This window comes from Methylobacterium marchantiae, from assembly GCF_042679825.1.
Taxonomy (GTDB): Bacteria; Pseudomonadota; Alphaproteobacteria; order Rhizobiales; family Beijerinckiaceae; genus Methylobacterium; species Methylobacterium marchantiae.
Genome location: NZ_JBHTND010000027.1, coordinates 1 through 24,948 on the forward strand (window position 1 = coordinate 1; position 24,948 = coordinate 24,948).

Here is a 24,948-nt window from a genome sequence, read left to right on the forward strand (position 1 = left end):
CAAAAGCCGGAAAGGGCGAGCGTTCGTCCTCTTGGCCTCCATCCGCCTAATGACCCGAAAGCTCTGTCAGAAAACATCATGATGCCGGACAGACTCTCAGTGGGGAAGTACGTCTGGATAGGTCTGTCAAAATTGTCCAAAAGAAGCGCATGGGTCGACTGTTCGATCTTTCGGAATCATGGTTTCACGGCGCCTCAATCAGCGTAGCCATATCCAACTTGAAAACAGGCGGCACCGTCGGCGAGCCATACAGTCTCTCAGTCCTTGTCCGTTGGATGTCATTCTGCGCAGTTGAGATCAGTCGACTATCTCCGCGAAGCGATCCGCGCGCGTGATGCGCAGACCGTACCGACTGGCCATATTCGATTTCGACGGAACGCTGGCCGATACGTTCCCATGGTTCTGCAGCGTTATCAACGATGTAGCCCTTCGCTATCGTTTTCGGCAGATTGGCCTGGCGGAAACTCAAGCGCTTCGCGGCCTGTCTGCTCGTGCTCTCATCCGCGAGCTTGGTGTGCCGGCATGGAAGCTGCCCTTCATTACCCGGCACATGCACGACTTAGCGGCCCGTGACATCGGTGCATTCGCTCTGTTCCCTGGAGTGTGGGAGATGATCCGGGACCTCCATGACGCTGGCATCGTGCTCGCCATTGTCAGTTCGAACAGTGAAGCCAATGTTCGCCACGTCCTGGGTCCCTGCGCCTCAAGCTTCCGGCATTATGCCTGCGGCGCATCGATGTTCGGGAAGGCCAAACGTCTGACCGCCATGATGCAAAAGACCGGTCTCGGCCGCGATACCATCTATGTTGGTGACGAGTTGAGAGACCATGACGCAGCAAAGGCGGCGGGGTGTGATTTCGGAGCCGTGTCCTGGGGGTACACCAGAGGGGATGTATTGGCTGCGGCGCAACCTACCCTGATTTTTGGACATCCAAGCCACATCGCGAAGACGATCTGGTCTTTGCACACCTAATACTGTCACCAGCACGCATCATCTCTGTATAAAAGTGCATTATGAAACGGGGATGGTGCCCCAGCCGGATTGCCGAACTCCGTCGCGACGCGCAAGACCCTGGGATCCTTGGTGAGAACGGATGTGCACGATGCTGATTCAGAGCCATGCCAATTCTCCGGATTAACCGAATCTCATTTCAGCTGCCCAGAGTGCGGTGGGACATCGATCCTCAGGCAAAAGCATCGTCGAAAGTCTGATAGACAGTTTGCGAACCGCTTATCAGATCAATCTCGGCGCGCGAGACTTCCGAGCTTTTTGCGGACCTCATCCATCGTCTTCGGCTAACGGAGAAGCGGCTGCGGTGACTCAATTGGTGCACACGACTGACCTTAGCCTTGGATTTTAGGCTTTCCGGCTCGAAATGTAATGAGTTCGATCGTGATCCGAATGGATGACTCATCGCGAGGAACCGGACAGCTTGTGAGCTTCCACATTCGATGATGCAAATTTTATGTGTCTCTAAACGTCTATCGATCCTCCATTAATTGAAGAATTCTCCGCCCGCAGAGGCGGACGAAGGCTAGGACGAGCACCGGGACAAGCGCAATAGCCCCGATATTCGGACCCAAGAGAAACGAAAGGCCGACCCCGAGACCGGCTGTGAAGGCTGCGGGCACCATGGCGAACTCGCAAATTGTTTTCGTTGGCTGGCGAAGCATCCAACAATTACTCGCATTAAAATGCCATAAAAAGGAAAAAATCTGGCTTTTTAATGCATATTAATAAAATTTACGAAATGGCACTAGGATCGTACGACTACTTGTAAGAATTTACAATCTTTCTTAGAGTATTATTCCTGATCGTCGTCGTCCGTGGGGCTGCATTTAAGAGCACGTTAGTCGGATTTTATCTCTACTCAGAGACAAAATGTAGTCCGCTCGCTATTAGAATAATTTTCTATTTTAAATAGCACAACCTAGATATATATATCAAAATTGACTTATAATCTCATATAGTTTGTCACGATCTTGGAAGTATAGATCTGATTCTCAAGTAAATGAGCAATAATATATTATATATATTGTTATTAATGGATCTTTATTCAAAAGAATGACTTATCTAATGAATTTTAATAAATTTGGCTGCCTATTTAGTAAAAGAACAAACGGAAAGGTCGCTGCGTCCGCGTGATTGGCTGGGGCGGGAGGATTCGAACCTCCGGATGGCGGTACCAAAAACCGCTGCCTTACCACTTGGCGACGCCCCATCGACGCAAGGCCGCGCGTTGTCTAGACGCCACGTCGGCGTGTTGCAACAGCCTGTTCGCGTTGATGGGCAACGAAAGAGGAGAGGCCGGATGTCGAGACGCATCGCCATCGTCACAGGGGCGGGGTCTGGCATCGGGCGTGCCGTCTCCGTCGGATTGGCTCGGTCCGGCTTCAATATCGCTCTGGCGGGCCGTCGCCGGGACCCACTCGATGAGGTAGCCGAACTGGTATGCAGTGCTGGCGTCGAGGCGTTGCCGGTTGAGACCGATGTCGGTGATGCTGCTGCGGTAGAGCGGCTTTTCGCGGCGGTGAAGGCACGGTTCGGCCGGCTCGATCTCCTCTTCAACAATGCCGGCCTGTTCGCGCCCTCGGTTCCCCTCGAAGAGATCACCCTTGAACAATGGCGAGTGGTGGTGGATGCCAACCTCACCAGCGCGTTTCTCTGCACGCAGGGAGCCTTCCGCATGATGAAGGCCCAGAATCCGCGTGGCGGCCGCATCATCAATAACGGCTCGATCTCCGCCCATGTGCCGCGCCCGAACTCGGCGCCCTATACCGCCACGAAGCATGCGATCACCGGTCTGACCCGGTCCACCTCCCTAGACGGTCGCGACCACGACATCGCCTGCGGGCAGATCGACATCGGCAATGCCGAGACCGACATGACGAAGCCGATGGCATCGGGTATTCGCCTGCCCGACGGGTCGCTGAAGGCGGAGCCAGTCATGGATGCCCGTCACGTGGCAGACGCGGTGGTCTACATGGCCGGACTGCCCCTCGACGCCAACGTTCAGTTCATGACCGTCATGGCGACGAAGATGCCCTATATCGGCAGGGGCTGAGGCCACCTGCTTTCGTCTGTTGCCTATTGGCCTTACAGACAGGGCACGCGCCAGACCTCATACCGACATACCCGCCCCGGCGGACCAGAGAAGCAACCGCCCGCGATGTTGATGCAGACCGCACTCATGGATACGACGGCCAAGGACACCGCCGACAAGGCGAGAGACTCCGTCGCCCGTCGCCGCACTTTCGCGATCATCTCACACCCGGATGCCGGCAAGACGACTCTCACCGAGAAGCTGCTCCTGTTCGGCGGCGCGATCCAGCTCGCTGGCGAGGTGAAGGCCAAGCGCAACCGCGTCTCCACCCGCTCGGACTGGATGGGCATCGAGAAAGAGCGCGGCATCTCGGTCGTCACCTCGGTGATGACCTTCGAATACGGCGGCTGCGTCTTCAATCTTCTCGACACGCCGGGCCACGAAGACTTCTCCGAGGATACCTACCGGACTCTAACGGCCGTCGATTCGGCGGTGATGGTGATCGATGCCGCCAAGGGTATCGAGGCGCGCACGCGCAAGCTGTTCGAGGTTTGCCGCCTGCGCGACATCCCCATCGTTACCTTCATCAACAAGCTCGACCGTGAGGCTCGCGATCCGTTCGAGCTTCTCGACGAGATCGAGAAGACCCTGGCGCTGGACGTGGCGCCGGTCACCTGGCCCATAGGCCGCGGGCGGAGCTTTGCCGGCACCTACGACCTCGGCAACGGCCGTGTCCGCCGGCTCGACGCAGCGGACGACGGCGGCACCGTGGCCGTGTCAGGCGTGGACGACCCGCTTTTCGACCAGCTTCTCACGGAGGAGGGTGAGGTCGCCACATGGCGCGAGGAAGCGGAGCTTGCAGAATCCGGCCTGAAGCGCTTCGATCTCGAGGCGTTTCGCGAAGGGCACCTCACGCCGGTCTTCTTCGGCTCGGCGCTTCGAAATTTCGGGGTTCGTGACCTCATTGATGGCCTCGCCCGATTCGCGCCGCCGCCTCGCGGCCAGGATTGCGACAAGCGCCTGGTGGAGCCGACCGAGCCGAAGATGACGGGGTTCGTCTTCAAGATCCAGGCGAACATGGACCCGAACCATCGCGACCGCATCGCTTTCATGCGCGTCTGTTCGGGCAAGCTCAGCCGCGGCATGAAGGCCAAGCTCGTGCGGACCGGCAAGCCGATGTCGCTTTCCGCGCCGCAATTCTTCTTCGCCCAGGACCGTGCCATCGCCGACGAGGCCTTCGCTGGCGACGTGGTCGGTATTCCCAATCACGGAACCCTGCGCATCGGCGACACTCTCACCGAGGGTGAAGAGATCGTTTTCCGTGGCGTGCCGAGCTTCGCGCCTGAGATACTGCGCCGGATCAAACTCACCGACGCGATGAAGGCGAAGAAACTTAGGGAAGCGCTTCAGCAGATGGGTGAAGAGGGCGTCGTCCAGGTCTTCCGCCCTCATGATGGTTCGCAAGCGATCGTCGGCGTGGTCGGAGCGCTGCAGCTCGATGTGTTGAAGGAACGCCTCCTGGCCGAGTACGGCCTTCCGATCGATTACGAACCGACACGCTTCTCGATCTGTCGCTGGATCGAGTCGGATCTGGAAGCCGACTTGGATTCCTTCGTCGGTACGCATGGCTCGGCCATGGCGAGCGATCTCGATGGATCGCCAGTCTTCATGGCGACCACCGCTTTCTCCTTGCGCTACGAGGAAGAGCGTGCGCCGAAAGTGCGGTTCACCGACATCAAGGACTATCAGAAGCGCGCCGTGTGAATCCCAAGAGTGTCATGCGGCACCGATACAGAAAGAGCCACGCAGTTAAAGCTGCGCGGCTCTTTGTTATTCTTGATCAGGTCGAAAAGGCGGCGATCAGCGACCCTGCTGGATGGCCGAGAGAATCCATCGGCCGCCGCGCTCGCGCACGAAGGTCCAGAGCTCAAGGGCCTCCGGTTCGCCGGTTCCGACCGTCTGGTTGGTGCGGCGGTCGATCGTCACGTCGGTGATGGCGTACCGCATCGCCAGGGTTGCGTATTCCATCCGGCCTTCGCTCCACGCTTCCGAAAGATCGCCCTGGAGTAGTTTCACGTTCGAGGTCCGATTGACTACGCCGCGGGATTCATTGGCACGGAGTTCCTCGACGAAGTAGCTCGCCATTTCCGGTGTCGCAAGATTGCGCAACGCCTGGACGTCCTCGCGGCCATAGGCCGTCTGCACATCGTTCAACGCGATCTCGAAGCTTTGATAATCGCCGGGGCCGATATCGACCTTGCCGATGCTCGGTTGGGGAGCGCCGCGCGGGGCAGCGCCCAGTGCCGCGCCTGTCCCCGTACCCGGAGCAGCGCCGTAGCCGCCCGGATTGGAATTGCCGGACAGATCGGAGCGGGCATAGCCGGCGGGAGCCGGGTTACCCTGGCGACGACGGAACCAGCGCACGGCGAAGGCGACGACCATGACGATGAGGCCAACCTGAAGCAGGAGGCCGATCATCGAGGCGATGCCGCCGAGGCCGCCGAAGAAGCCGCCACCAAGGAGTGCACCGAGAAGGCCTGCACCAAGAAGACCGGCCATGAAGCCGCCGCCGAAGCGGGGACGCTGTGTGGCAGCGCTACTCATGCCGGGATTGCCCATGGCCGGGCCGGGCTGGGTCTGCGAGCGCTGGATCGGAGCTGCGCTCGGAGCCGTGGTGGTGGACGAGGGCGCGTTGAAGGTCTTCGAGCCGCGCGAGCCCATGCCGCCGCCACTGCCCGGACGGGCCTCGGCAACGGGCGCTGCGACGGCCAGCACCGCGGCGAGCGCGAAGATGGTCGCGGCGCGCGTGCGACGCGTGGATGAGGTGAACATGAATACGCCTCTGAACGAAGTCTGAGATAGTCCTGGCGGGAATGCCGAACCTCATATGGTGACGTCTCGGGGAGAGTTTTAGTCCATTTTCGGTGCCCCTTTTGTCCCGCGAAACGTGATGAAGGAAGCGTGACGTTCTCAGCCCGCAGCAGGAAAGATCATGCGCACCGTTGTTCCTTCGCCGGGTTTGCTGTCGAGGGCGACCGTCCCGTTCTGGCGTTTTACCAATCCATGGACGATGGCGAGTCCGGTGCCCCGCCCAGCCTCCCGCGTCGTGATGAAAGGAGCGAGTGCCCGCGCCGCCATCTCGGGCGACATGCCATGTCCCGTATCGTGCACCGAGATGCCGACGGCGCCGTCTCCTGGTCGGCGGATCGCCGGGTCGCCCGGAGGCACGAGAAAGCTCGCGATCTCGACGGTGCCGCCGCGTGGCATGGCCTCGCAGGCATTGGCGAGGATGTGGGAAAGGGCAAGATCGACCTGGGTCGGGTTGCTTAGGCCGTTCGGGAGGTCCGAGGCGGTCCGGATCGTCAGTGCAACGCCGGGAGGGAGGGTCGCACGCATGCGTACTCCGAAGGCGGTGATGAGGGCATTCATGTCCACCGGCCGGACATCCGGCGCTATCCGCCGTGAAAACGTGAGAAGCTGACGCGTCAGAACTGTCGCCCGCTCGGCCGCGTCGGTTGATCGTGTCACTGCCCGTTGGATGAAGGGCTCTTCCCGGTCCGAGAGCCGCCGCTTCAGCCCGTCGATGTAACCGATGAGAATCTGCAGGAAGTTATTGAACTCGTGGGCGACGCTGTTGGTGAGAAGGCCCAGCGCCTCGCGCTGACGCGAAAGGGCCAGCGCCCCTTCGGCATCCCGCCGCCGTGTCACGTCGACCATTTGAACGAGTACTAAGCCCGCATCGGCTAGGCGTACCGCGAAGATCTCCGCCCAGAAAGTCGATCCGTTTCGCCGCCATGCCAGAACCTCGATACCTTCAGGCCGGTCACCTGCAAGAGCTGCCGCGAAGGCGGTACGAGCGTCTTTGTCGCTATTGGAGCCAAGGAGGAGATGCACGTCCCGTCCGGCGAGGGCGCTGCGTTCATGACCTGCGAGAGCGGCAAAGGCCGGATTGGCGTAGACGATTATCGTCTTCGCTGGGTCGATCATCAGGGCAGGGACGGCGCTGGCATCGAGAGCGGCCTGGAGATCGATGCCCGGGCTCGGCGCATCCCGCAATCCGCCGTCCTTGTGAGACAGTGCCATGCTATGTCCTGGCTCCTCGGAGCGAATTGGGCCCCAGGGTTAGTCGCATCGGACGCTATCGCCAAGTTTGTCCCGGCTCGGCCTGTCCCAGCAATCCCTACTGGCGTACCCACATCACCCGTGCGATCCAGGCGATCTCGCCCACTTGAACGGTTCGTTCCGCGTGATCAGGGTTGAGCGAGAGTAGCTCGATCGTCCGAGCTGTCTTTCGACGAAGTTCCTTGGCCAGCACCTCACCGCTGGTCAATCGCACTACGACACGGTCGCCCTTGCGAATGCTGGCCGTGGGGGAAACGATGAGGACGTCGCCGTCGCGGTAGAGCGGCTCCATGGAATCGCCCTGAACCTCGAGGGCGAAAGCACGATCCTCGCCGAGATCCGGGAACTCGATCTCTTCCCAGCCGGGGCCGCCGGTAGGCATGCCCTCCTCGGTGAAAAGCCGGCCCGCACCGGCCTGCGTAAGGCCGATCAGCGGGACCATCGCGCGCGGCATGCCTTCCCGCGGCTCGATCAGGTGCAGAAAATCGTCGAGCGTCGCGTTGGTAGCCGCAAGGACCTTCGAAACCGATTCGGTGGACGGCCAGCGCTTGCGTCCATCCGGCCCGATCCGCTTCGACCGGTTGAAGCTCGTCGCGTCGAGGCCAGCGCGCCGCGCCAGACCCGAGGCGGAAAATCCGTGACGTTCCGCGAGTCGGTCGATCGCGGTCCAGATCTGCTCGTGAGACAGCATGGGGAGACTCGATCATGGCGACTAAGACAGACCACCTAGCTTTAGGAAAGTAGAACTAAAACACGTCGAAAGCAACGGCACGTCGCCATTATCTCCAGGGTGCAGAGCCTTAAAGCTAACGACTTAAGGTAGAGATCGTTCATGGTTGCGATGAATGCGGACCCGTTCTATCGCGGAGCCACCGTACCGGAAGGCAATGCGCGATGCCCCTGATCTATAAGATTTGTCCGCGCACACTTTGGCAGCAAGCCGAAGCAGCCGGGCGATTCGCCGGTGCCCCCGTCGATCTGGCCGATGGCTTCATACACTTCTCCACCGCGGATCAGGTGACGGAGACGGCGGCCCGCCATTTTGCGGGGATATCCGATCTCGTTCTCATCGAACTCGATGCCGATTCGCTGGGAGAAGCCCTGCGCTACGAGCCGTCCCGCGGCGGAGCTCTGTTTCCCCATCTCTACGGCGAACTGCCGCTTCATGTAGTCCGGTCCGTTGTCGAAATTCAAATAGGGCCGGACGGTCGACACGTTTTTCCGGCTGGAGTGACGGCGTCAGGAGACGCAGCATGATCGGCGCTCTCTTCCCGCTGGCAAGGCCTATCCTGCACGGTCTCGACGCAGAGACCGCGCACAATCTGACCCTTCGTGGTCTCGCGCTGCTGCCACCACGCCGTCCGACACAAGACAATGCCAAGCTCGCGGTCACCGCCTTCGGTCGACGGTTTCCTAATCCGATCGGGCTCGCAGCAGGGTTCGACAAGGGCGCACAGGTCCCAGACGCGCTGCTCGGCCTTGGCTTCGGCTTCGTCGAAGTCGGCGGAGTCGTGCCGAAGCCCCAACCCGGCAACCCGCGTCCGCGGGTGTTCCGCTTGAGCGGGGACGGGGCCGTGATCAACCGCTTCGGTCTCAACAGCGAAGGCCTCGACGTCGTACGCAACCGGCTCGCCTCTCGGAGCGGCCAGCCCGGATTGGTAGGCATCAACATCGGCGCCAACAAAGATTCGACCGATCGAATCGCGGATTACGTGGCCTGCACCACGGCGCTCGCGCCGCACGTCGCCTTCGTGACGGTCAACGTCTCTTCGCCGAACACGCCCGGCCTGCGCGACCTTCAGGGCGAGGCCTTCCTCGACGACCTGCTCGGCCGCGTGGTCGAAGCCCGCGACAAGGCCTCCGCAGAGACGGCGATCCTTCTGAAGATCGCGCCAGACATCTCCCTCGAGGCACTGGATTCCATCGTCGCCACCGCCTTGCGCCGCAAGGTCCAGGGCCTCGTCGTCTCCAACACCACCACCGCGCGGCCGGCGAACCTGTCCGAGGCGTCGCTGGCGACCGAGACCGGTGGATTGTCCGGCCGGCCGCTCTTCGCGCCGGCGACCCGGCTCCTGGCCGAGACTTATCTTCGAGTCGGTGGCACCATCCCGCTCATCGGCGTCGGTGGAATCGATTCCGCTGAGGCGGCCTGGACGAAGATCCGCGCTGGAGCGAGTCTGCTGCAGCTCTACTCGGCCCTGGTCTATGCCGGCCCCCGCCTCGTCGGCTCGATCAAGACCGGCCTCGTGCGCAGGCTTGCCACCGAGGGAAGCCAGGACTTGTCGACGATCGTCGGGCGCGATGCTGCGGAGTTGGCAAAGCTCGGGATGAAGGCGGATTAGGCGGTCAGAAGCGGAGCATAAGGGGTGCTCGTCCGTCTTCTACGTCCTTCCGGTTCAGCCGCTTCAAGTGGTTTTCCCGCGTCGCGAAGAACGCGATCGGATCATGCTCTTTGACGATTGGCCGAGCTGTTTGAATGCCGCATTTCTGCATGATCCGCATGCGTTGGAAGCGGGGCCGAGTTTAGAACTCGAAAAGGTTGCTCGGTTTCGTGCCAATGAGCCGCGACAAGCGCATGACTGGCCTGCGTCCCATCCCGATTGAGTGAGTCTTGTGCGGCGCGATATCGCTGCTGGTATCAACGATGTTATCGCTCCGCGATAGCGCCGTCCGGCCATCATTTGCCGAACCCAGGATCGTCCATGGATCACCCGGTCGCGTCGCCAAAGCGCTCATCCGCCGCCGGAGGCTGGGGTGCGTTGAAGAGCTGTGGAAAGCATCTTCTGAGTAGCCGTGCCCCGCTTTCCGGCGCTCGGGCCATGCTCAAGGCCAACCAGCCCGACGGGTTCGATTGTCCTGGCTGCGCTTGGGGTGATCCGGCGCACGGTTCCTCGTTCGAATTCTGCGAGAACGGCGTCAAGGCGGTCTCGTGGGAGGCGACCGACAAGCGCACACCACCCAAGTTCTTTGCCAAGCACACCGTGTCGGAGTTGCGCGGGTGGACCGACTATGCTCTCGAAGGTGAAGGCCGCCTGACGCATCCCATGCGCTACGATGCTGCGAGCGACTGCTATCTGCCCGTCAGCTGGGACGACGCCTTCGCCGAGATAGGCACCACCCTGCGCGGTCTCGACAGCCCGAACCGGGCCGAATTCTACACGTCCGGACGCGCCTCCAACGAGGCGGCTTATATCTACCAGCTGTTCGCCAGGCTCTACGGTACCAACAACTTCCCCGACTGCTCCAACATGTGCCACGAAGCCAGTGGTATCGCCCTCCAGGCGGCCATCGGCATCGGCAAGGGCACTGTCCTGCTAGAGGATTTCGAGAAGGCGGATGCGATCTTCGTAGTCGGGCAGAACCCCGGCACCAACCATCCGCGCATGCTCGGCGACTTGCGCAAGGCCGCCACACGCGGTGCCCGTGTGGTTGTGTTCAACCCCGTGCGCGAGCGCGGCCTGGAGCGTTTCGCCGACCCGCAGAACACCGTGGAGATGCTGCGCGGCTCCAGTGCTCCAGTGGCGAGCCATTATTACCAGCCGCGTCCGGGCGGCGACATGGCGGCCTTCCGAGGCATCGCCAAGGCGGTCTTCGCTGCCGACAATGCGGCGCTCGCCGCCGGCCGGCCTTCGGTGCTCGACGTCGCCTTCCTCGCCCATCATGCCGCTGGACACGAAGCCTATCGGGCCGTGGTCGCGGCCACGACCTGGGATGAGATCGAGGACCAGTCCGGACTGTCTCGCGCCGATATCGAGGTCGCGGCCGATGTCTATCTCGGCGCCGACAAAGTTATCTGCACCTGGGCCATGGGTGTCACCCAACACAAGCACTCGGTGGCGACCATCCGCGAGATGACCAATGTCATGCTTCTGCGCGGGAACATCGGACGTCCCGGTGCCGGCCTCTGCCCCGTTCGCGGCCATTCCAACGTGCAGGGCGACCGCACGGTGGGCATCAATGAGAAGCCGCCGGCTTCCCTGCTCGATGCCCTGGAGCGTGAGATCGGCTTCACCGCGCCGCGCAAGCACGGCCACAACGTCATCGGAGCCATCGGTGCCATGCTCGACGGATCGTCGAAGGCTTTCATCGGCCTCGGCGGTAACTTCGCCCGCGCCACGCCGGATACCGCGCTGGTGGCGAAGGCGCTGGCCTCCTGCGAACTCACCGTTCACATCGCGACCAAGCTCAACCACTCGCACCTCGTGCCCGGGCGCGTCGCCTACCTGTTGCCGTGTATCGGCCGCACCGAGATCGACCGGAATTCGAAGGGCAAGGTCCAGATCGTCACGGTCGAGGATTCCATGAGCATGGTTCACGGTTCAGGCGGCATCAACAAGCCGGCTTCGCCTGAACTTCGCTCGGAGATCGACATCATCGCCGGCATGGCCGCCGCGACCGTCGGATCGGACAAGGTCGACTGGGCCGCGCTTGCTGACGACTATGACGGCATCCGTGCGCTGATCGAGCGGACCATTCCGGGTTTTGCCGGCTACAATGCCCGCGTTCGTCGCCCGCGCGGCTTCATGCTGCGCAACCTCGCCGCCGAGCGCAACTTCGAGACGGCAACCGGCAAGGCGACCTTCTCGGCCGATCCATTGCCGGAGGCGACCGAGCACCAGCAGGCGCGGGGGAAGGTCGGAACATTCGTGCTCCAGACCTTCCGTAGCCACGATCAATATAACACCACCGTCTACGGACTCGATGACCGCTATCGCGGGGTCTACGGCGAGCGCCAGGTGCTGTTTGCCCATCCCGACGATCTGGCCGAGATTCGTGCTGCGGCGGGCGATCGGGTCGATATCGTCGGCCCGCATGACGATGGCGTCGTGCGGGTCGCCGAAGGCTTCCGTCTCGTCCCGTTCGATATGCCGAGGGGAAGTCTCGCGGGCTATTACCCGGAACTCAACGTCCTTGTTCCCCTCTCATCTTTCGGCACGGAGAGCGATACGCCAACCTCCAAATCGGTGATGGTCTCGATCCGCCGACCGGTGGAGGCTGCGTGAGCGCGCCTCCCGCCGATGCCGAGACCTTCCTAGCCGTCACCGATTCCATCGCCGATCTCCAGCCTGGTCTGTCCAGTCTCGAAGCCGGGTTGCTCGCGGGGCTGTATCTGAAGCTCGCCGCCGACAGCCGCAGTTTCGCGCGGGTCTTCGGCGTCGCGCACGCTCTCGTCCTGCGCGCCGTCGAAACACTGTCGACGGAAGCCGAGCTTCTCGCGGTCACCGAGCGGAACCAGCGTACTCAACGGGCACGCTACGAGGCGACGCCAGCGGGGCTTGCGATTCTGGATCATCTCCACGGCTGAATCGCCGGGAAGCGATCCCGCATCACGTTCCATAGCTCTGGATCAACGAACCCGCCACCAAGGTCCAACCGTCCACCAGGACGAAGAAGATCAGCTTGAACGGGAGCGCCACCGTGGCTGGCGGCACCATCATCATACCCACCGCCATCAGGATCGAGGCGACGACGAGGTCGATGATGAGGAAGGGAATGAAGAGAAGGAAGCCGATCTCGAAGGCGCGCCTCAACTCCGAGATCATGAAGGCCGGCGTGACGATCTCGAGGCCGATGGCTTCGGGGCCGGCGGGAGCGGGGGCCTTGGCCATATCGAGGAAGAGCTTCAGATCCTTCTCGCGGACGTTCTTCAACATGAAGGTCTTGAACGGGGCGGATGCCCTGTCGAAGGCGACGCCCTGCGTGATCTGTCCGGCGATCAGCGGCTCGATGCCGGTGCGGTAGGCCTCGCGCGCGGTCGGCGCCATAACGAAGGCGGTGAGGAACAGCGCGAGGCTTGTGATCACCGCATTCGGCGGTGCGCTCTGGGTGCCTAGAGCCGAGCGCAAAATGGAGAGGACCACTACGATCCGCGTGAACGAGGTCGCCATTACGAGGACTGACGGCGCGAGCGCCAGGACGGTAATGAGAGCGACGAGTTGAAGCGCCCGCTCGGTCACGCCCCCCTGACCAAGATCGACCGAAAGGCTCTGCGCCTCGGCCGCGCCGATCCCGACCGCGAGGAAGCCGCCTGCCGTCAGGACGAAGCCGGCGGCTTGGAGGCGAGGCGAGGGCGTTCGGATCACAGGTTTCATAGCGGGCGGCAAACTGCGTCCCCTGAGGCTCGGGCGCAAGCCGCCGGTACGATAAGAAGGCTTGATCGAGAGCAAAGAGGCTTCGCCTCGTCAACGGGCGGCACCGATCCGGGAATGCCGATGGAATTCTTTGCGCTGGCCCCCTGGGATGGCTAGGTTCCCTCGAACAGGGCCGGCCGACGCTGAAGGATGATGATGACGAACCCAGCCGCTACCGAAGCCCGGGACATCGGACCGTTCGCCGAAGCCGTATGGCAGACGCCGTTCGGCCTTCCGCCCTTCGAACGCATCCGGCCGGAGCATTTTCTGCCCGCCTTCGAGACAGCTCTCGACACGCACGATTCCGAGATTGCCGCTATCGCCGGCAATGCCGAAGCGGCGAGCTTCGCCAACACCGTTGAAGCCCTGGAGCGCGCGGGCCTCGATCTCGACCGCGTCGCCTCGGTCTTCTTCAACCTCAGCGGCAGCAATACCAGTCCCGAACTTCAGGCCGTGGAGCGGGCCATGGCGCCGCGACTCGCCCGCCATGGCAGTGCCATTTACCTCAATCCTCTGCTCTGGGAGCGGATCGCCGCAGTCGATGCGGATGCCGAGAACCTCGTAGACGAAGAGCGCCGCGTCCTCGATCGCTACCGCACGCGGTTCCGGCGGGCAGGGTCGGATCTCGCGCCCGACGCCAAGGCGCGGATGGCGGAGATCGCGGGGCGCATGGCCGAACTCGGCACCAATTTCAGCCAGAATTTGTTAGCGGATGAAGGCGCCTTCATTCTTCCGCTAGACGGTGATGGCGATCTTGCCGGTCTCCCCGATTTTCTTCTGTCCGCCGCAGCCAGTGCAGCCAAGGATCGCGGCGGAGAGCATGGTCACGTAATCACCCTGTCGCGCTCGCTGATCGAGCCTTTCCTGGTATTCTCGACTCGCCGCGACCTGCGCGAGAAGGCCTACCAGGCCTGGATCCGCCGCGGCGAGAGTGGCGGCGCCACCGACAATCGGACGATCATTGCCGAGATCGTCGCGCTTCGCGCCGAGCGGGCCCGCCTGCTCGGCTTCGACAGCTTCGCCCACTTCAAGCTGTCGGACACCATGGCGGGATCGCCGGACGCGGCCATGGACCTTCTGCGCAATGTTTGGACGCCGGCCCATGCCCGGGCCGGCACCGAACGCGACCGTCTGCAGGCGCTGGCGTCGGCCGAAGGCGCCAACATCGCCATTGGACCACACGATTGGCGCCATTACGCCGAGAAGCTTCGGCGTGCCGAGCACGACCTAGATGAGGGAGAGATCAAGCCCTACCTACCTCTCGACGGCGTCATCGCGGCCTCGTTCGACACAGCCGAGCGCTTGTTCGATCTGCGCTTCGAGGAACTGATCGACTTCCCCCGCTATCATCCGGACGTGCGCGCCTGGGCCGTGCGCAATGCCGATGGTTCGGAGGTCGGCCTCTTCCTCGGCGATTATTTCGCGCGCTCGTCGAAGCGCAGTGGTGCCTGGATGAGTGCCTTCCGTTCGCAGGAGCGGCTCAACGGGACCATCACGCCGATCATCGTCAATGTGATGAATTTCGCCAAGGCACCGGACGGTGAGACGCCGCTCCTGTCCTTCGATGATGCGCGCACACTGTTTCATGAATTCGGCCATGCTCTGCACGGGCTGTTGTCGAACGTGACCTATCCGCTCCTCTCTGGCACAGCGGTGGCCGGCGATTTCGTTGAATTGCCGTCTCAGCTGTATGAGCACTGGCTCGAACAGCCTCAAGTTCTGCGCGCCCACGCGAAGCATTATCGCACCGGCGAGCCTATGCCGGAGGAATTGCTGAAGCGGCTGCTAGCGGCGCGGGCCTTCAACCAGGGCTTCTCGACGATCGAATATACCGCTTCGGCCATCGTCGACATGACACTGCACCTGTCGAGTGCGGGCGAGAATGGGCTCGACGTGCTGGCCTTCGAGGCAGATGCGCTGCAGCGCATCGGCATGCCAGCGGAGATCTCCATGCGGCATCGCTCACCGCATTTCGCGCATATCTTCTCTGGCGACAGTTATGCCGCCGGCTATTACAGCTACCTCTGGTCTGAGGTTCTGGATGCCGATGCGTTCGATGCGTTCCGCGAGGCTGGGGACATCTTCGATCGCGAGACGGCGGCGCGCCTGCGCAAGTTCGTCTACGGAGCCGGAAACCTGCGTGATCCCGGCGAAGCCTATATTGCCTTCCGCGGTCGACTGCCGAGTATCGACCCGTTGTTGCGCAAGCGCGGTCTGGCCGCGGCCTGATTCAGCCGAGGTAGTTCACGAGGGTCAGTTTCGAGAGCATCGATGTGACCTGATAGCTTGCCTGGAGCTGCGTCTGCAGCGCCAGGAGCTTGGCGGTCACCTCCTCGGTAGACACGGTGTCGACCCCGTCGAGGCTGTCCTGCAGCGCAGCTCGGGTGGAGCTGTTCTGCGATTTGGCATCCGCCATGCTTTTGGCAGCGAGGCTCAGCTCGCTGGCGATTCCCTTCACGCCGTCCTGCCCACTGCTCGACGACAGCAGGGAGCGCGACCGCTCGGCGATGGCGAGATAGCGCGCCTCCTCCTTGGATCCTGTCTGCGTCGTGGTGAAGCTCTGCACCGCTACCTGCGCGATGCCGGCGAGAACCGAGCGGATCGGCGCCTCGTTGGCCTGCGCGCCGATATTCAGCTTGCGGTCGGCCCCGACCTGGACTGTCGCCGTCGCGCGAGGATCGCTGGAGGTGTCGTCCCCGGTGTACCAGATGACGGTCTTCGTGCTGGCCTGCTCGGCGTAGCCGTTGCCGTCCGCCGACACTCTGCGCGGAGCTAGGCCGGCCGAGCTCGAACCCGCGAAGAAGTCCTGCGAGGCCCGCGATGCCGAACTGGCCGAAAGAGTCGTTCCCGCTGCCTGCTTCAGGGCGTTCGAAAGGGCTGTCGAGATGTTGCCCGCTACGTCTCCGGTGAGCGAGAACTCGCTCGTCGACGTGGAATCCGCCGTAGCCTTGGCTGTTAGAGTGATCGTCTGAGTCGTTCCGTCGCGCAGTCCGAGATTGAAGGTCAGCGTGTCTCCCGCCGTTGGCGGAGTATTGACGGTCAGCGCCACCGAGGCGGGCGCCCCGGTCCCGAAATTCGCAGCCAGGCCGAGGGACGCGTCGCCCTGGATGCTTGCGACCGGCTTGCCTGCGAACCGGGCGTTCAAGGCCGCCGCGGTCTCGGCTGCGGTGCCGAGCTTGATCGTGTCGGTCGAACCGGCCGGAGGGTTCGCCGTCAGGGTGAGGTCGGTGAAGGTCTGCGTCCCATCCGGTTGATTCACGGCGACGCGGATTCGGTCGCCATCCTTCGGGGCGTTCGCGACCGTGAAGGTGACGTCCGGTGCAGTGCCGCCCATCGTTGCGCCGGCCGTGATGGCCGTCGGATTGGAACTCGTGGCCGAGACGAGGTTGAACCCGAAATTGGCTCGCGCCTCGGTCCCTGCAGCGCCCGTCCCCTCCTCGCTGACCGTCACGGTTTGGCCCGACACGCTCGTGGAGACGCGGCCATTCCCGTTTGGTCCGATATCGGCGGCGACCTGCTCGCTCACAGTGGTCTTGAGACCGTCGAGCCCCCGGCTCGCCACCCCGTTCAGGATTGCGTCCGACGAAGCCACGGGCGGCGCGTCGGTGGCCCGTCCACCGAAGACGTAGTTGCCTGCTACCTCTTGGTTTAGAGCCTCGACCGCCGCGTCGAGACTGTTTCTGGCGCTCTGCACGACGGTGCCGGCCGCAATGGCGCTTGTGGCTGTCAGCGAGGCCTGTACTGCGTCGCCCAGGGTGGCGACCTGCGTCACCGCCGTGGTGGTCAGTTTCACCCGCGTATTGTTCGCGGTGATGGCCGCGTCATATCCGTCGAGAGCGCTGAGGGAGGCATGAGCGCTGAGACTCGTAGTCCGCGCCGCGCCGATGCCGCCATAGGTCTCGGAGTTGCGGCCCGTCGCCAATTGGCCGGCCAGCGTGTCGAGCCGGCTCTTCAGGCCTACCAGGTTCGTCGTATTGCGATCCTGGAAATATGTGCCGGCCGTGAAGGCGTTGATCGTCATCGTGACCTCGGCGGAGTGAACGTCGAACAGGGGCTGTCAGGGATCGGCGGAAACCGTTCGCTAGATCCGGAGGAGGGTATCCATCATGTCGCGTGCGGCCGTCAGCACCCGTGCATTGGCGCTGTAGGCGGTCTGCAGTTCGACGAGCTTGGACATTTCCTCGTCGATGCTGACGCCGGACGAGCTGGCGAACCGGCTCTGGGCTGTAGCCAGAGCGATGCCTTGGCCCTCGTCGAGGTTCTGCGCGGTTGCTGCGGCGGCGCCCTGCGCGTCGATGATACGCTGGGTGAAGTCCTGCACCGAGGACGTGTAGGGCGCGCTGATGCCGCCGATCCCGCTCGCCGCCGAGAAGGTGCGGCTCGCGCTGGTCAGGGCGTCGTAGAAATATTGCGGTCTCGTCGCATCGCTGGTCTGGGTCGACGTTGACGACTTCACCAGCGTATCGGTCTTGGCGACCACCGTCGGGTTCACCGTGATGCGCTGGGCAAACCCAGTCAGCTGCGATCCACCGTCGAATGAGCCCGTGTACAGACTGCCCTTGCCATTGGAATCGATGAAGAGGGGGATCTGAGTTTGGCCGTTCTGAACGTCCGTGGGCGAACCCGACTGGGTGACGCTGGCGCTGATGCCCTGGATCGCAGGAGCACCGCTGCCGGTCTTCGCCAGGATTCGCACGCCCCCCGCGCCGATGCCGGTCTGTGCCGTCACGGCGAAGGTCGAGCCGAGTGCATTGGCAATCGCGGTGCTGATGCTGGTCGGATCGCTGGTCACGGTGATCGGAACGATGGTGGCCGACGGGTCGCTGGTATCGGCCGGGTTTACGGTAGCTGCCGGAGACTTGTTCGACGGCATCAGGATCAGGTTGCGCTGCGTCCCCGACGCATCCTTCAGACTGATCCTGATGGCATTGCCGGCGCTCAAGCCCGTGAGATCGATGTCGAAACCGTCCCCGACAGATGTCGACGCGGCCGTTCCCATTGCGGATTTGTCCGAGAGCGAGCGCGAGAGACCGGCCGCGAGATCGTCGAGCTGACGCTGAGCCTGAGGTAGCACCGTGTCGCGCAGCTCAATGCCGGCGGCCAGCGACCCCGAGCGGATAGCGTTCGAGGCCACGAGATCGATCTTGGCGCCGCCCGGCGTGGTCGCCGTAATGGTCCCGACGCCGCGCTTCGCCGGATCGGTCGAATAGGTCGAGTCCGGCGTCAGCGTCCCGCGTCCGTCGAAGCTCAAGCTCGCGGCCGCTCCCCTGTCCACCAGGGTAACGCCGGACGCCGTGATGACCGTGACGGTGCCGTCCCGCTGCGGCGAGGTCTGCACATCGAGATAGCCGGAGAGCGAGTTGATGGTCTGATCGCGTTGGTCGAGGAGATCGGCCTTGGCCGAATCGTCGTTCGTCGCGGCGATTTTCGTATTGAGCGCTGCGATCGAAGACAGAAGGCCGCTCGCTGTCGTCGTGTCGTTGGAGAGCTGGTTCTCCGTGGCCGTTCGAAGCGATTGCACGCCGTCGGCGATAGTCCCGATCTTCGAAGCGAGGTTCGAGGCCGCCGAGACGACGGTGGAGCGGGCGGGAGCCGAGGTCGGGTCCGCCGCGAGTGTCTGAAGCGCGAGAGTAAAGTCGTTCATCACGCCGTCGAGGGCGGTCGTCGTGCCGGGCGTGCCGTAGAGTTTGTCGAGTTGGGTCCGAACGTCCGCCATCATGCTCGTGTAGGACGACCCCGAGGTCTCGAGGCGCAACTGTTTGAGAGCCGCGTCGTCGAGGATTCGGCCAATCGTACCGATGGCAACGCCGGAATTCCCGACTCCCTGCGCGACGGTATCGAGCGTGCGTTTGACGTAGCCGGCGGTGCCGACGTTCGCGATGTTCTGCGAGACGACGCCGATGGCGGCCTGAGTGGTCTTCAGGCCGGCAGCTGCGGTACTCAGGGCTGTGAACGACACGGTCGCCTTCCTTCTACGTCACTGGATGTCTCAGCTTTCAGCGAATGATGTTGATCAGGGCGGACATCATATCCTGCGCGGTCGAGATGACCTTAGTATTGGCTGAGTAGGCCTGCTGGGTTACGATCATCTTCGAGAATTCACTCGCAATGTCGGTATTCGACTGCTCGATGTTGCTGCCTTCGATCGTCGTGCCGTTGAGGCCTACTCGCGGCGCGCCGGAATCGAGGGTCTGAAGATAATTGCCGGACGAATCCGCCTTCAATCCATCGGGGTTCGTGAACTGCACGACCTTGATCTTGGCAAGCGCGATGCTGTTGCCGTTGCTGTAGCTTCCGACGACCTCTCCGTCCGAATTGACGGAAACGCTGTTCAGTTGGCCGGCGCTGTATCCGTCCTGTGTCAGCGTTCTGGTGGTCGCTTCAGTAGCCGTATAGGCCGTCAAGCCACCGGCCCCGTAGGCAACGCTGATTGCCCCGAGATTAATTCCATTGACGGTGACGTTGGGAACGGACACCGACGTTGCCGCTGGCGTCACTAACTGTCCGCTGCTGTTGAACTCGAAAGCAGTACCAGCATTCGTCCATGCGCTGGCTGTATCCGTAACTGCATTATTGTTCTGATAGAACAGGTTCCAGACGTCGTTCGTTGCCGGTGTGGCCGATGCGTTTCCATTCTGAACCTTGGCCCAGACTGTGTTGATCGTAACCGGAGCCCCGCTTGTCGTATATGCCGTCAGGCTTGGACCATCGATACTGTTCGCCAACAGCTTGGAAGCTTCGGTAGCAGGCACTGTCGCTGCACCCGTGCCGGTCGTAATGCGAGGATCAGTCGCAAATCCTGTCGCGGGAAGCAGTTCCGATCCTGCTACCGTGGATGAGTAGTTGGTCGTCGCAGGCGTCTTCGGGAGGTTGGCCGAGTAGTTGATCGTCGTCGTCGCCTTGGCTGGCAGTGTCGAGGTCGAGATCTGGATCGGCCCCTCGCTCGTTGCCCGTCCGGTCACCGGGTCGAGGCTGGTCCCCGTCAGATAGGCGCCACCGCCATTCTTAAGATAGCCATCCTTGTCGGGAGCGAAGTCGCCCCGACGGGTATAGAGATTGTTCGACGAGAAGGTTGTCTGGTTGTTGGCGTCGCCGCTCTTGGTCTGGACCACGAAGAAGCCCTCGCCGTTCAGGGCGATGTTCGTCGGAACCTCGGTCGCGTTGATATTGCCCTGGATCGTAGTCGTGAGCCGAGAATTGGCCATCACGCTGCCGGCCACTTGGCGATTGGGTGCCTGTTCGGCGACGAGATCGACGAAATTGGTATCGACCCGTTTGAAGCCCGTCGTCTGCGAGTTGGCGATGTTGCCTGAGATGTTCTCGAGGGAGAAAGCCTGGGCCTTCAGGCCCGAGACCGCCGTCTGCATCGCGGTAAAGACATCCATGACCGGCAACCTTTGACTCTAGTGACGTCGACCGGAGACCGGCTCGCCAAAAGGTTTCAGCAATCGCGATGCCAAGACTAAGTAGCTGATTTGATGAGATAAAGATTTTTCTTGCTCGGCAAGAAGGATCAATGGCGGGTGACGCCCCGGCAGCTTTTGCCGGTTCCTGTCGGTGACGCGGCGGCGTTTACCCAGCGTTATGCCGGGAGGGGCTATCATCGTGCAGAACCGAACCGGACGAGGATTATGAAGAGCAAGCGGACGACCCTTGTCCACCTCATCTACTTCTCGCGCCTCAACCTCGCCGCCGATGCAGCGGGCCGAACCCGCCAACTCGGCGAGATCACCCGGCAGGCGCAGAAGAAGAACGAGTTCTCGGTCATCACCAGCTTCCTTCTGGTGGAGCAGAATTTCGCGGCCCAGATCATCGAGGGCGAGCGCACGTCGGTGAACGACACGTTCGGACGGATCAACAGTGATTCGCGACATCGCGACGTTCAGATCGTCGAGTGGCGCGAAATCGTGAAGCGCGAATTCGTCAATTCGTTCGTGACCGCTGTCCGCAATCCCGTGAACGATGCCGTCTTCCAGAAGGCCAACCTTCTGCCGATGTTCCAACGCGGCACACCGAAGGCCGCCGCGATCCATTCTCTGGCCGTAGCCCTGCAAGCCGAATCCATGTCCAAGCAGGGCATCGACCACCTCTTCGTTTAGCCAGATCCGCCGACAACCCTGATGCCGTATATCCGGCCCTGAGCCTCGAAAGCCCATGAGCGAGACGCCACCGATCCTGATCGTCGACGATCAGGAGAAACTGCTGAAGCTTGTCATTCTCTTGATGACGCGGATCGGTTTCCCCGATGTCGACGGTGTGACCAGCGGAGTCGAGGCGCTGGAGCATATGCGTGAGCGCAAGTACGCGCTGGTCATCTCCGACCTGACGATGGAGCCGATGGACGGACTCACGCTCCTGCGGGAAATCCGCGGCAGCGACGTGCTGATGAATACGCCCTTCATCCTCACCGAAACCTCCTTCGATTTCGAGGATATCAACTTGGCGCATCAGGCCGGCGCCGACGCCTTCATCCTAAAGCCGTTTGATATGTCCGTCCTCAAATCGAAGCTGAAACAGGTGATCAACCGGAAGCCGCGCCGGCGCGAAGCGCCGCTCGCGGCGGAATCGACGCTGAGCGTCGACTTCCCGATGCTCGGGAAATTCTGATCGTCCCCGTCGTTCGAGTCGGTATCGCCACCGTCATGTCACCACGAGGCGCTTGTAGAGGTGCCAGGTGGCGTGGCCGAGAATCGGCATCACGATGGCGAGGCCGGTGAAGAGCGGAATCGAACCGACGACGAGCAACGCCGCCACGATACATCCCCAGGCAGCAAGCGTACGCGGATTGCGCCGGAATGCATCGAGAGAAGTCTCGACGGCTGTCATTGCATCCACGTCCCGGTCGACGAGCATCGGAATGGATACGATGCTCGTCGCGAGGACGATAAGCGCGAAAGCGAAGCCTACCCCCGTTCCGATCACCATCAGCGCCCAACCGCGCGGCGCCGTCAGCACGTCGTTGAAGAAGGCAGCGGGGGTGGCGGGGACGTCCAGACCATAGAGCGTCCAGAACAGACCCTGGGCCGCCAGAAGCCACGCCATGAACACGATCGCCAGGACGATTCCCATCGTGGCAAGCCCCGTCGATGCTCGCCGGCTCAAGCTCAGGAAGGCTGCATTCCATCCAATATTTCGGCCGCTATCGCGTCTCCGGCTAAGTTCGTAGAGGCCGACCGCTGCGAATGGGCCGATCAGCGCGAATCCCGATGCAAGTGGAAAGATCATCGGCATCAGGTCCGCGCCGAAGGCCATGAGGGCGATGAAGAGGCCGGCGAGAGGATAGATCAGGCCGAGAAACAGAACATGGGTCGGCATGGCGAGAAAGTCGTCGACGCCGAGCACAAGAGCGGCCTTCAAGTCGGCGAGCCCGATTTCGCGTATGGGAAAGGGGGTGGTGACTGAGCGGGAAGAACTGACAGGAAACGTCGTCATGGGTCGAAGCCTCCAGGTGATGAAGCTCACGACGCCGGCCACACCTTGATACACATGCTCGCGCATGACGGCGCCGATAGCAGTATTTTATCAGTTAACGCCCAATATCGACAAATGTCCATGGGTAGCGATCAGTGTGCATTGAAGGTGACGCACTGAATCGATGCCGTATTTGGAATGTTGCTATAAGTCTTTATTCGGCATCGGATTATTTGAAAAGCGGCGTCGCATCCGCGGGCGGAGATACAAGATTTCCACATCCCGCAGATGGTCGAGATTATGCGATGCTCCTGCTAGAAAATGGATATCCGGCCAAAAGTCATCCAGCATCCTGGAACATCCGAGCAGGACTTAGTCCAGCATCCGCGCCATCGCAACGAATCCCGCTACAGGAACCTCCTCGGCACGGGCCGTTTCCACTATGGCCGCCGCTTCCAGCAGACGTGCGGGGTCAGGCGTCGCGGCCTTCAGACTCTGGCGCAGCATCTTGCGGCGCTGGCCAAACGCCGCTCGCGTGATGCGCTCGAGTGCTGCCACCGAGCAGGGGAGGGGGGCGCGCCTTGGCTTCAAATGAACCACGCTCGATGTCACCTTCGGCGGCGGTACGAAGGCGGAGGGAGCAACGTCGAACAGAATATGCGCCTCAGTGCGCCAGCCGCAGAGAACGCCGAGACGACCATAATTGGCCCGGTCGGTTTCATCCGCGACAATGCGCTCCGCGACCTCGCGCTGGAACATCAGGGTAAGGGATTCCCACCATGGCGGCCAAACCGCCTCGGTCAGCCATCCCGTGAGCAGCGGCGTCCCGACATTGTAGGGAAGATTGGCGACGATCCGCACCGGACCGTCGCCAACAAGGGGACGCGGATCGAAGCGCAGCGCATCGGCATCGACCACGTCGAGTCGTCCGGGATAATGCGCGGCAATTTCCGCGAGCGCCGGCAGGGCGCGTGGGTCCCGCTCGATCGCGATCACACGGGCGGCACCTTCGGACAGTAGGGCACGTGTAAGGCCGCCCGGGCCGGGGCCGACCTCCACCACCGTGACGCCGTTCAATGGACCCGCGGCGCGGGCGATGCGCCGGGTGAGATTAAGGTCGAACAGGAAGTTCTGTCCGAGGGCCTTTTTCGGCGCGAGATCGTGCTTGAGCACCACATCGCGCAGCGGGGGAAGTCCGTCGTCGCTCAAGGCCGTCGCCCAGCAAGTCTCGCTGCGAGCCGCAGAGCGCCCATGAGACTATCCGGCCGCGCCAAGCCCTTACCCGCGATGTCGAAGGCGGTGCCGTGATCGGGTGACGTCCGGACGAAGGGAAGCCCGAGGGTAACGTTAACGCCATCGTCGAAGGCGATCGTCTTGATCGGGATCAGGGCCTGGTCGTGGGTCGGCGTCAATGCGACGTCGTAGGTCGCCCGGGCCCGGGGATGGAACAGGGTATCGGCCGGCAGTGGTCCTCTGATGTCGATCCCCTCGTCCTGAAGCTGTGCGACGGCGGGCTCCAGGACGTCCCGGTCCTCCGTTCCCATCGTGCCGGCCTCTCCCGCATGGGGGTTGAGCCCGGACAGGACGAGACGGGGACGGTCGATTCCGAAGCGCTCCCTGAGATCGTGCGCCACGATGCGCGCCGTACGGACAACGAGATCCTGGGTCAGCAGTTCGGGTACCTGCCGCAAGGCGACGTGGATGGTGACAGGGACCACGGCCAGGGTCTCGCTCCACAGCATCATCACGGCGAGAGGCGGGGTCTCCCCAGGCTCTACCGACAAAGCGCCGAGGAATTCGGTATGGCCGGGATAGGCGAAGCCGACGCTGGTCAGGACGTATTTCGCGATCGGATTGGTGACGAGGGCGACGGCCTGGCCGGATCGAACGAGACCGACCGCCGTCATGATCGATTCGAGCGTCGCGCCGGCGTTCGCCGCGTCGGGCCGTCCCGCGATGGCGCCGACGCGGGTGCCGCTCGGCAGGGGCATCACCGGAAGCGCGCGAGGAAAGACCTCGACCGCGAGGTCGGGGCCGACTTCGGCGACCGGAACCTGGAGCCCGAGGCCGCTCGCTCGCGCTTCGATGAAATCCGGGTCGCCGACGAGGAAGAATGGGGGAAGCCCGTTACCTTCGTCACGGGCCTGCCAGGCCATCAGCGCGATCTCAGGCCCTATACCGGCAGGATCGCCCATCGTGAGCGCAATGGGTCTGTGCAACGTCATCGCCTGCTTTGGTCG

21 protein-coding genes and 1 tRNA gene are annotated in these 24,948 nt (G+C 62.4%); 10 read left to right on the forward strand and 12 right to left on the reverse strand.

The genetic code is table 11. The features are described 5' to 3' along the window. The first annotated feature begins 334 nt into the window (after positions 1 to 334). Positions 335 to 973: an HAD-IA family hydrolase gene (locus ACFQ4G_RS17190; RefSeq protein ID WP_238208905.1), complete on the forward strand. Its 639-nt coding sequence runs from the start codon at positions 335 to 337 to the stop codon at positions 971 to 973. A 1,174-nt stretch (positions 974 to 2,147) separates the two neighbouring features. Here the strand turns inward: ACFQ4G_RS17190 and ACFQ4G_RS17195 are convergent. Beyond that, positions 2,148 to 2,222: transfer RNA gene (locus tag ACFQ4G_RS17195), tRNA-Gln, on the reverse strand. Positions 2,223 to 2,312: 90 nt separating this feature from the next. Here ACFQ4G_RS17195 and ACFQ4G_RS17200 point away from each other — a divergent pair. Together ACFQ4G_RS17200 and ACFQ4G_RS17205 are read left to right on the forward strand one after the other, a co-directional pair. Further along, entirely contained in the window at positions 2,313 to 3,065 is a 753-nt protein-coding gene (locus ACFQ4G_RS17200; RefSeq protein WP_238208862.1) for an SDR family oxidoreductase, read from the forward strand. 105 nt (positions 3,066 to 3,170) lie between these two features. Beyond that, entirely contained in the window at positions 3,171 to 4,808 is a 1,638-nt protein-coding gene (locus ACFQ4G_RS17205) for a peptide chain release factor 3 (protein ID WP_379040696.1), read from the forward strand. Positions 4,809 to 4,904: 96 nt separating this feature from the next. Here ACFQ4G_RS17205 and ACFQ4G_RS17210 read toward each other — a convergent pair whose 3' ends face one another. The 3 genes from ACFQ4G_RS17210 to ACFQ4G_RS17220 all read right to left on the reverse strand — a co-directional run bounded on the left by ACFQ4G_RS17210 (position 4,905) and on the right by ACFQ4G_RS17220 (position 7,857). Further along, positions 4,905 to 5,876 (reverse strand): Tim44 domain-containing protein, encoded by a 972-nt coding sequence (locus tag ACFQ4G_RS17210; RefSeq protein WP_238208863.1) that lies wholly within the window; start codon positions 5,874 to 5,876, stop codon positions 4,905 to 4,907. A gap of 138 nt (positions 5,877 to 6,014) precedes the next feature. Continuing rightward, on the reverse strand, positions 6,015 to 7,127 hold the full coding sequence (locus ACFQ4G_RS17215; protein WP_238208864.1) for an ATP-binding protein: 1,113 nt from the start codon (positions 7,125 to 7,127) through the stop codon (positions 6,015 to 6,017). Positions 7,128 to 7,224: 97 nt separating this feature from the next. Then, positions 7,225 to 7,857, reverse strand: a complete 633-nt coding sequence (locus ACFQ4G_RS17220; RefSeq protein ID WP_238208865.1) for a S24 family peptidase — start codon at positions 7,855 to 7,857, stop codon at positions 7,225 to 7,227. A 203-nt stretch (positions 7,858 to 8,060) separates the two neighbouring features. Between ACFQ4G_RS17220 and ACFQ4G_RS17225 the strand changes: the two genes are divergently transcribed. From ACFQ4G_RS17225 to ACFQ4G_RS17240, 4 genes are all read left to right on the forward strand, one after another. Further along, complete coding sequence (locus tag ACFQ4G_RS17225) at positions 8,061 to 8,423, forward strand: DUF952 domain-containing protein (protein ID WP_238208866.1); 363 nt, start codon at positions 8,061 to 8,063, stop codon at positions 8,421 to 8,423. Then, positions 8,420 to 9,508 carry a quinone-dependent dihydroorotate dehydrogenase gene (locus ACFQ4G_RS17230; protein ID WP_238208867.1) on the forward strand — a complete coding sequence of 363 codons (1,089 nt, stop codon included), beginning with the start codon at positions 8,420 to 8,422 and terminating at the stop codon, positions 9,506 to 9,508. The genes ACFQ4G_RS17225 and ACFQ4G_RS17230 overlap by 4 nt, the downstream gene beginning before the upstream one ends. 360 nt (positions 9,509 to 9,868) lie before the next feature. After that, positions 9,869 to 12,169, forward strand: a complete 2,301-nt coding sequence (locus tag ACFQ4G_RS17235) for an FdhF/YdeP family oxidoreductase (RefSeq protein WP_238208868.1) — start codon at positions 9,869 to 9,871, stop codon at positions 12,167 to 12,169. Then, positions 12,166 to 12,471 carry a hypothetical protein gene (locus ACFQ4G_RS17240; RefSeq protein ID WP_238208869.1) on the forward strand — a complete coding sequence of 102 codons (306 nt, stop codon included), beginning with the start codon at positions 12,166 to 12,168 and terminating at the stop codon, positions 12,469 to 12,471. The genes ACFQ4G_RS17235 and ACFQ4G_RS17240 overlap by 4 nt, the downstream gene beginning before the upstream one ends. Positions 12,472 to 12,493: 22 nt before the next feature. Here ACFQ4G_RS17240 and fliP read toward each other — a convergent pair whose 3' ends face one another. Both fliP and ACFQ4G_RS17250 read right to left on the reverse strand, forming a co-directional pair. Then, complete coding sequence (fliP, locus tag ACFQ4G_RS17245) at positions 12,494 to 13,258, reverse strand: flagellar type III secretion system pore protein FliP (protein ID WP_238208870.1); 765 nt, start codon at positions 13,256 to 13,258, stop codon at positions 12,494 to 12,496. Positions 13,259 to 13,348: 90 nt separating this feature from the next. Next, positions 13,349 to 13,786: a hypothetical protein gene (locus ACFQ4G_RS17250; RefSeq protein ID WP_238208871.1), complete on the reverse strand. Its 438-nt coding sequence runs from the start codon at positions 13,784 to 13,786 to the stop codon at positions 13,349 to 13,351. 180 nt (positions 13,787 to 13,966) lie between these two features. Here ACFQ4G_RS17250 and ACFQ4G_RS17255 point away from each other — a divergent pair, with 180 nt between their 5' ends. After that, positions 13,967 to 15,526, forward strand: coding sequence for a M3 family metallopeptidase (locus ACFQ4G_RS17255; protein WP_238208872.1), 1,560 nt, complete (start codon positions 13,967 to 13,969; stop codon positions 15,524 to 15,526). A gap of 1 nt (position 15,527) precedes the next feature. Here the strand turns inward: ACFQ4G_RS17255 and ACFQ4G_RS17260 are convergent, their stop codons facing one another. From ACFQ4G_RS17260 to ACFQ4G_RS17270, 3 genes are read right to left on the reverse strand one after another with little or no spacing between them, the layout of a single operon-like run. Further along, complete coding sequence (locus tag ACFQ4G_RS17260; RefSeq protein ID WP_238208873.1) at positions 15,528 to 17,318, reverse strand: hypothetical protein; 1,791 nt, start codon at positions 17,316 to 17,318, stop codon at positions 15,528 to 15,530. A 60-nt stretch (positions 17,319 to 17,378) separates the two neighbouring features. Beyond that, a complete protein-coding gene (flgK, locus tag ACFQ4G_RS17265) occupies positions 17,379 to 19,256 on the reverse strand; it encodes a flagellar hook-associated protein FlgK (RefSeq protein WP_238208874.1) in 1,878 nt (625 codons plus the stop codon). Between the two features lie 37 nt (positions 19,257 to 19,293). After that, positions 19,294 to 20,682 (reverse strand): flagellar hook protein FlgE, encoded by a 1,389-nt coding sequence (locus tag ACFQ4G_RS17270; protein WP_238208875.1) that lies wholly within the window; start codon positions 20,680 to 20,682, stop codon positions 19,294 to 19,296. A gap of 246 nt (positions 20,683 to 20,928) precedes the next feature. On the opposite strand from ACFQ4G_RS17270, the gene ACFQ4G_RS17275 reads away from it, so the two are divergent. Next, the gene (locus ACFQ4G_RS17275) at positions 20,929 to 21,396 is read left to right on the forward strand and encodes a BLUF domain-containing protein (protein WP_238208876.1); all 468 of its coding nucleotides are present in this window, start codon (positions 20,929 to 20,931) and stop codon (positions 21,394 to 21,396) included. A 55-nt stretch (positions 21,397 to 21,451) separates the two neighbouring features. Then, a complete protein-coding gene (locus ACFQ4G_RS17280) occupies positions 21,452 to 21,904 on the forward strand; it encodes a response regulator (RefSeq protein WP_238208877.1) in 453 nt (150 codons plus the stop codon). A 33-nt stretch (positions 21,905 to 21,937) separates the two neighbouring features. Here ACFQ4G_RS17280 and ACFQ4G_RS17285 read toward each other — a convergent pair whose 3' ends face one another. From ACFQ4G_RS17285 to pdxA, 3 genes are all read right to left on the reverse strand, one after another. Further along, positions 21,938 to 22,729 (reverse strand): DUF2189 domain-containing protein, encoded by a 792-nt coding sequence (locus ACFQ4G_RS17285; protein ID WP_238208878.1) that lies wholly within the window; start codon positions 22,727 to 22,729, stop codon positions 21,938 to 21,940. 351 nt (positions 22,730 to 23,080) lie between these two features. Further along, complete coding sequence (rsmA, locus tag ACFQ4G_RS17290) at positions 23,081 to 23,917, reverse strand: 16S rRNA (adenine(1518)-N(6)/adenine(1519)-N(6))-dimethyltransferase RsmA (protein WP_238208879.1); 837 nt, start codon at positions 23,915 to 23,917, stop codon at positions 23,081 to 23,083. After that, positions 23,914 to 24,933, reverse strand: coding sequence for a 4-hydroxythreonine-4-phosphate dehydrogenase PdxA (gene pdxA / locus ACFQ4G_RS17295; protein ID WP_238208880.1), 1,020 nt, complete (start codon positions 24,931 to 24,933; stop codon positions 23,914 to 23,916). Before pdxA ends, rsmA begins: the two co-directional genes overlap by 4 nt. Positions 24,934 to 24,948: the final 15 nt, after the last annotated feature.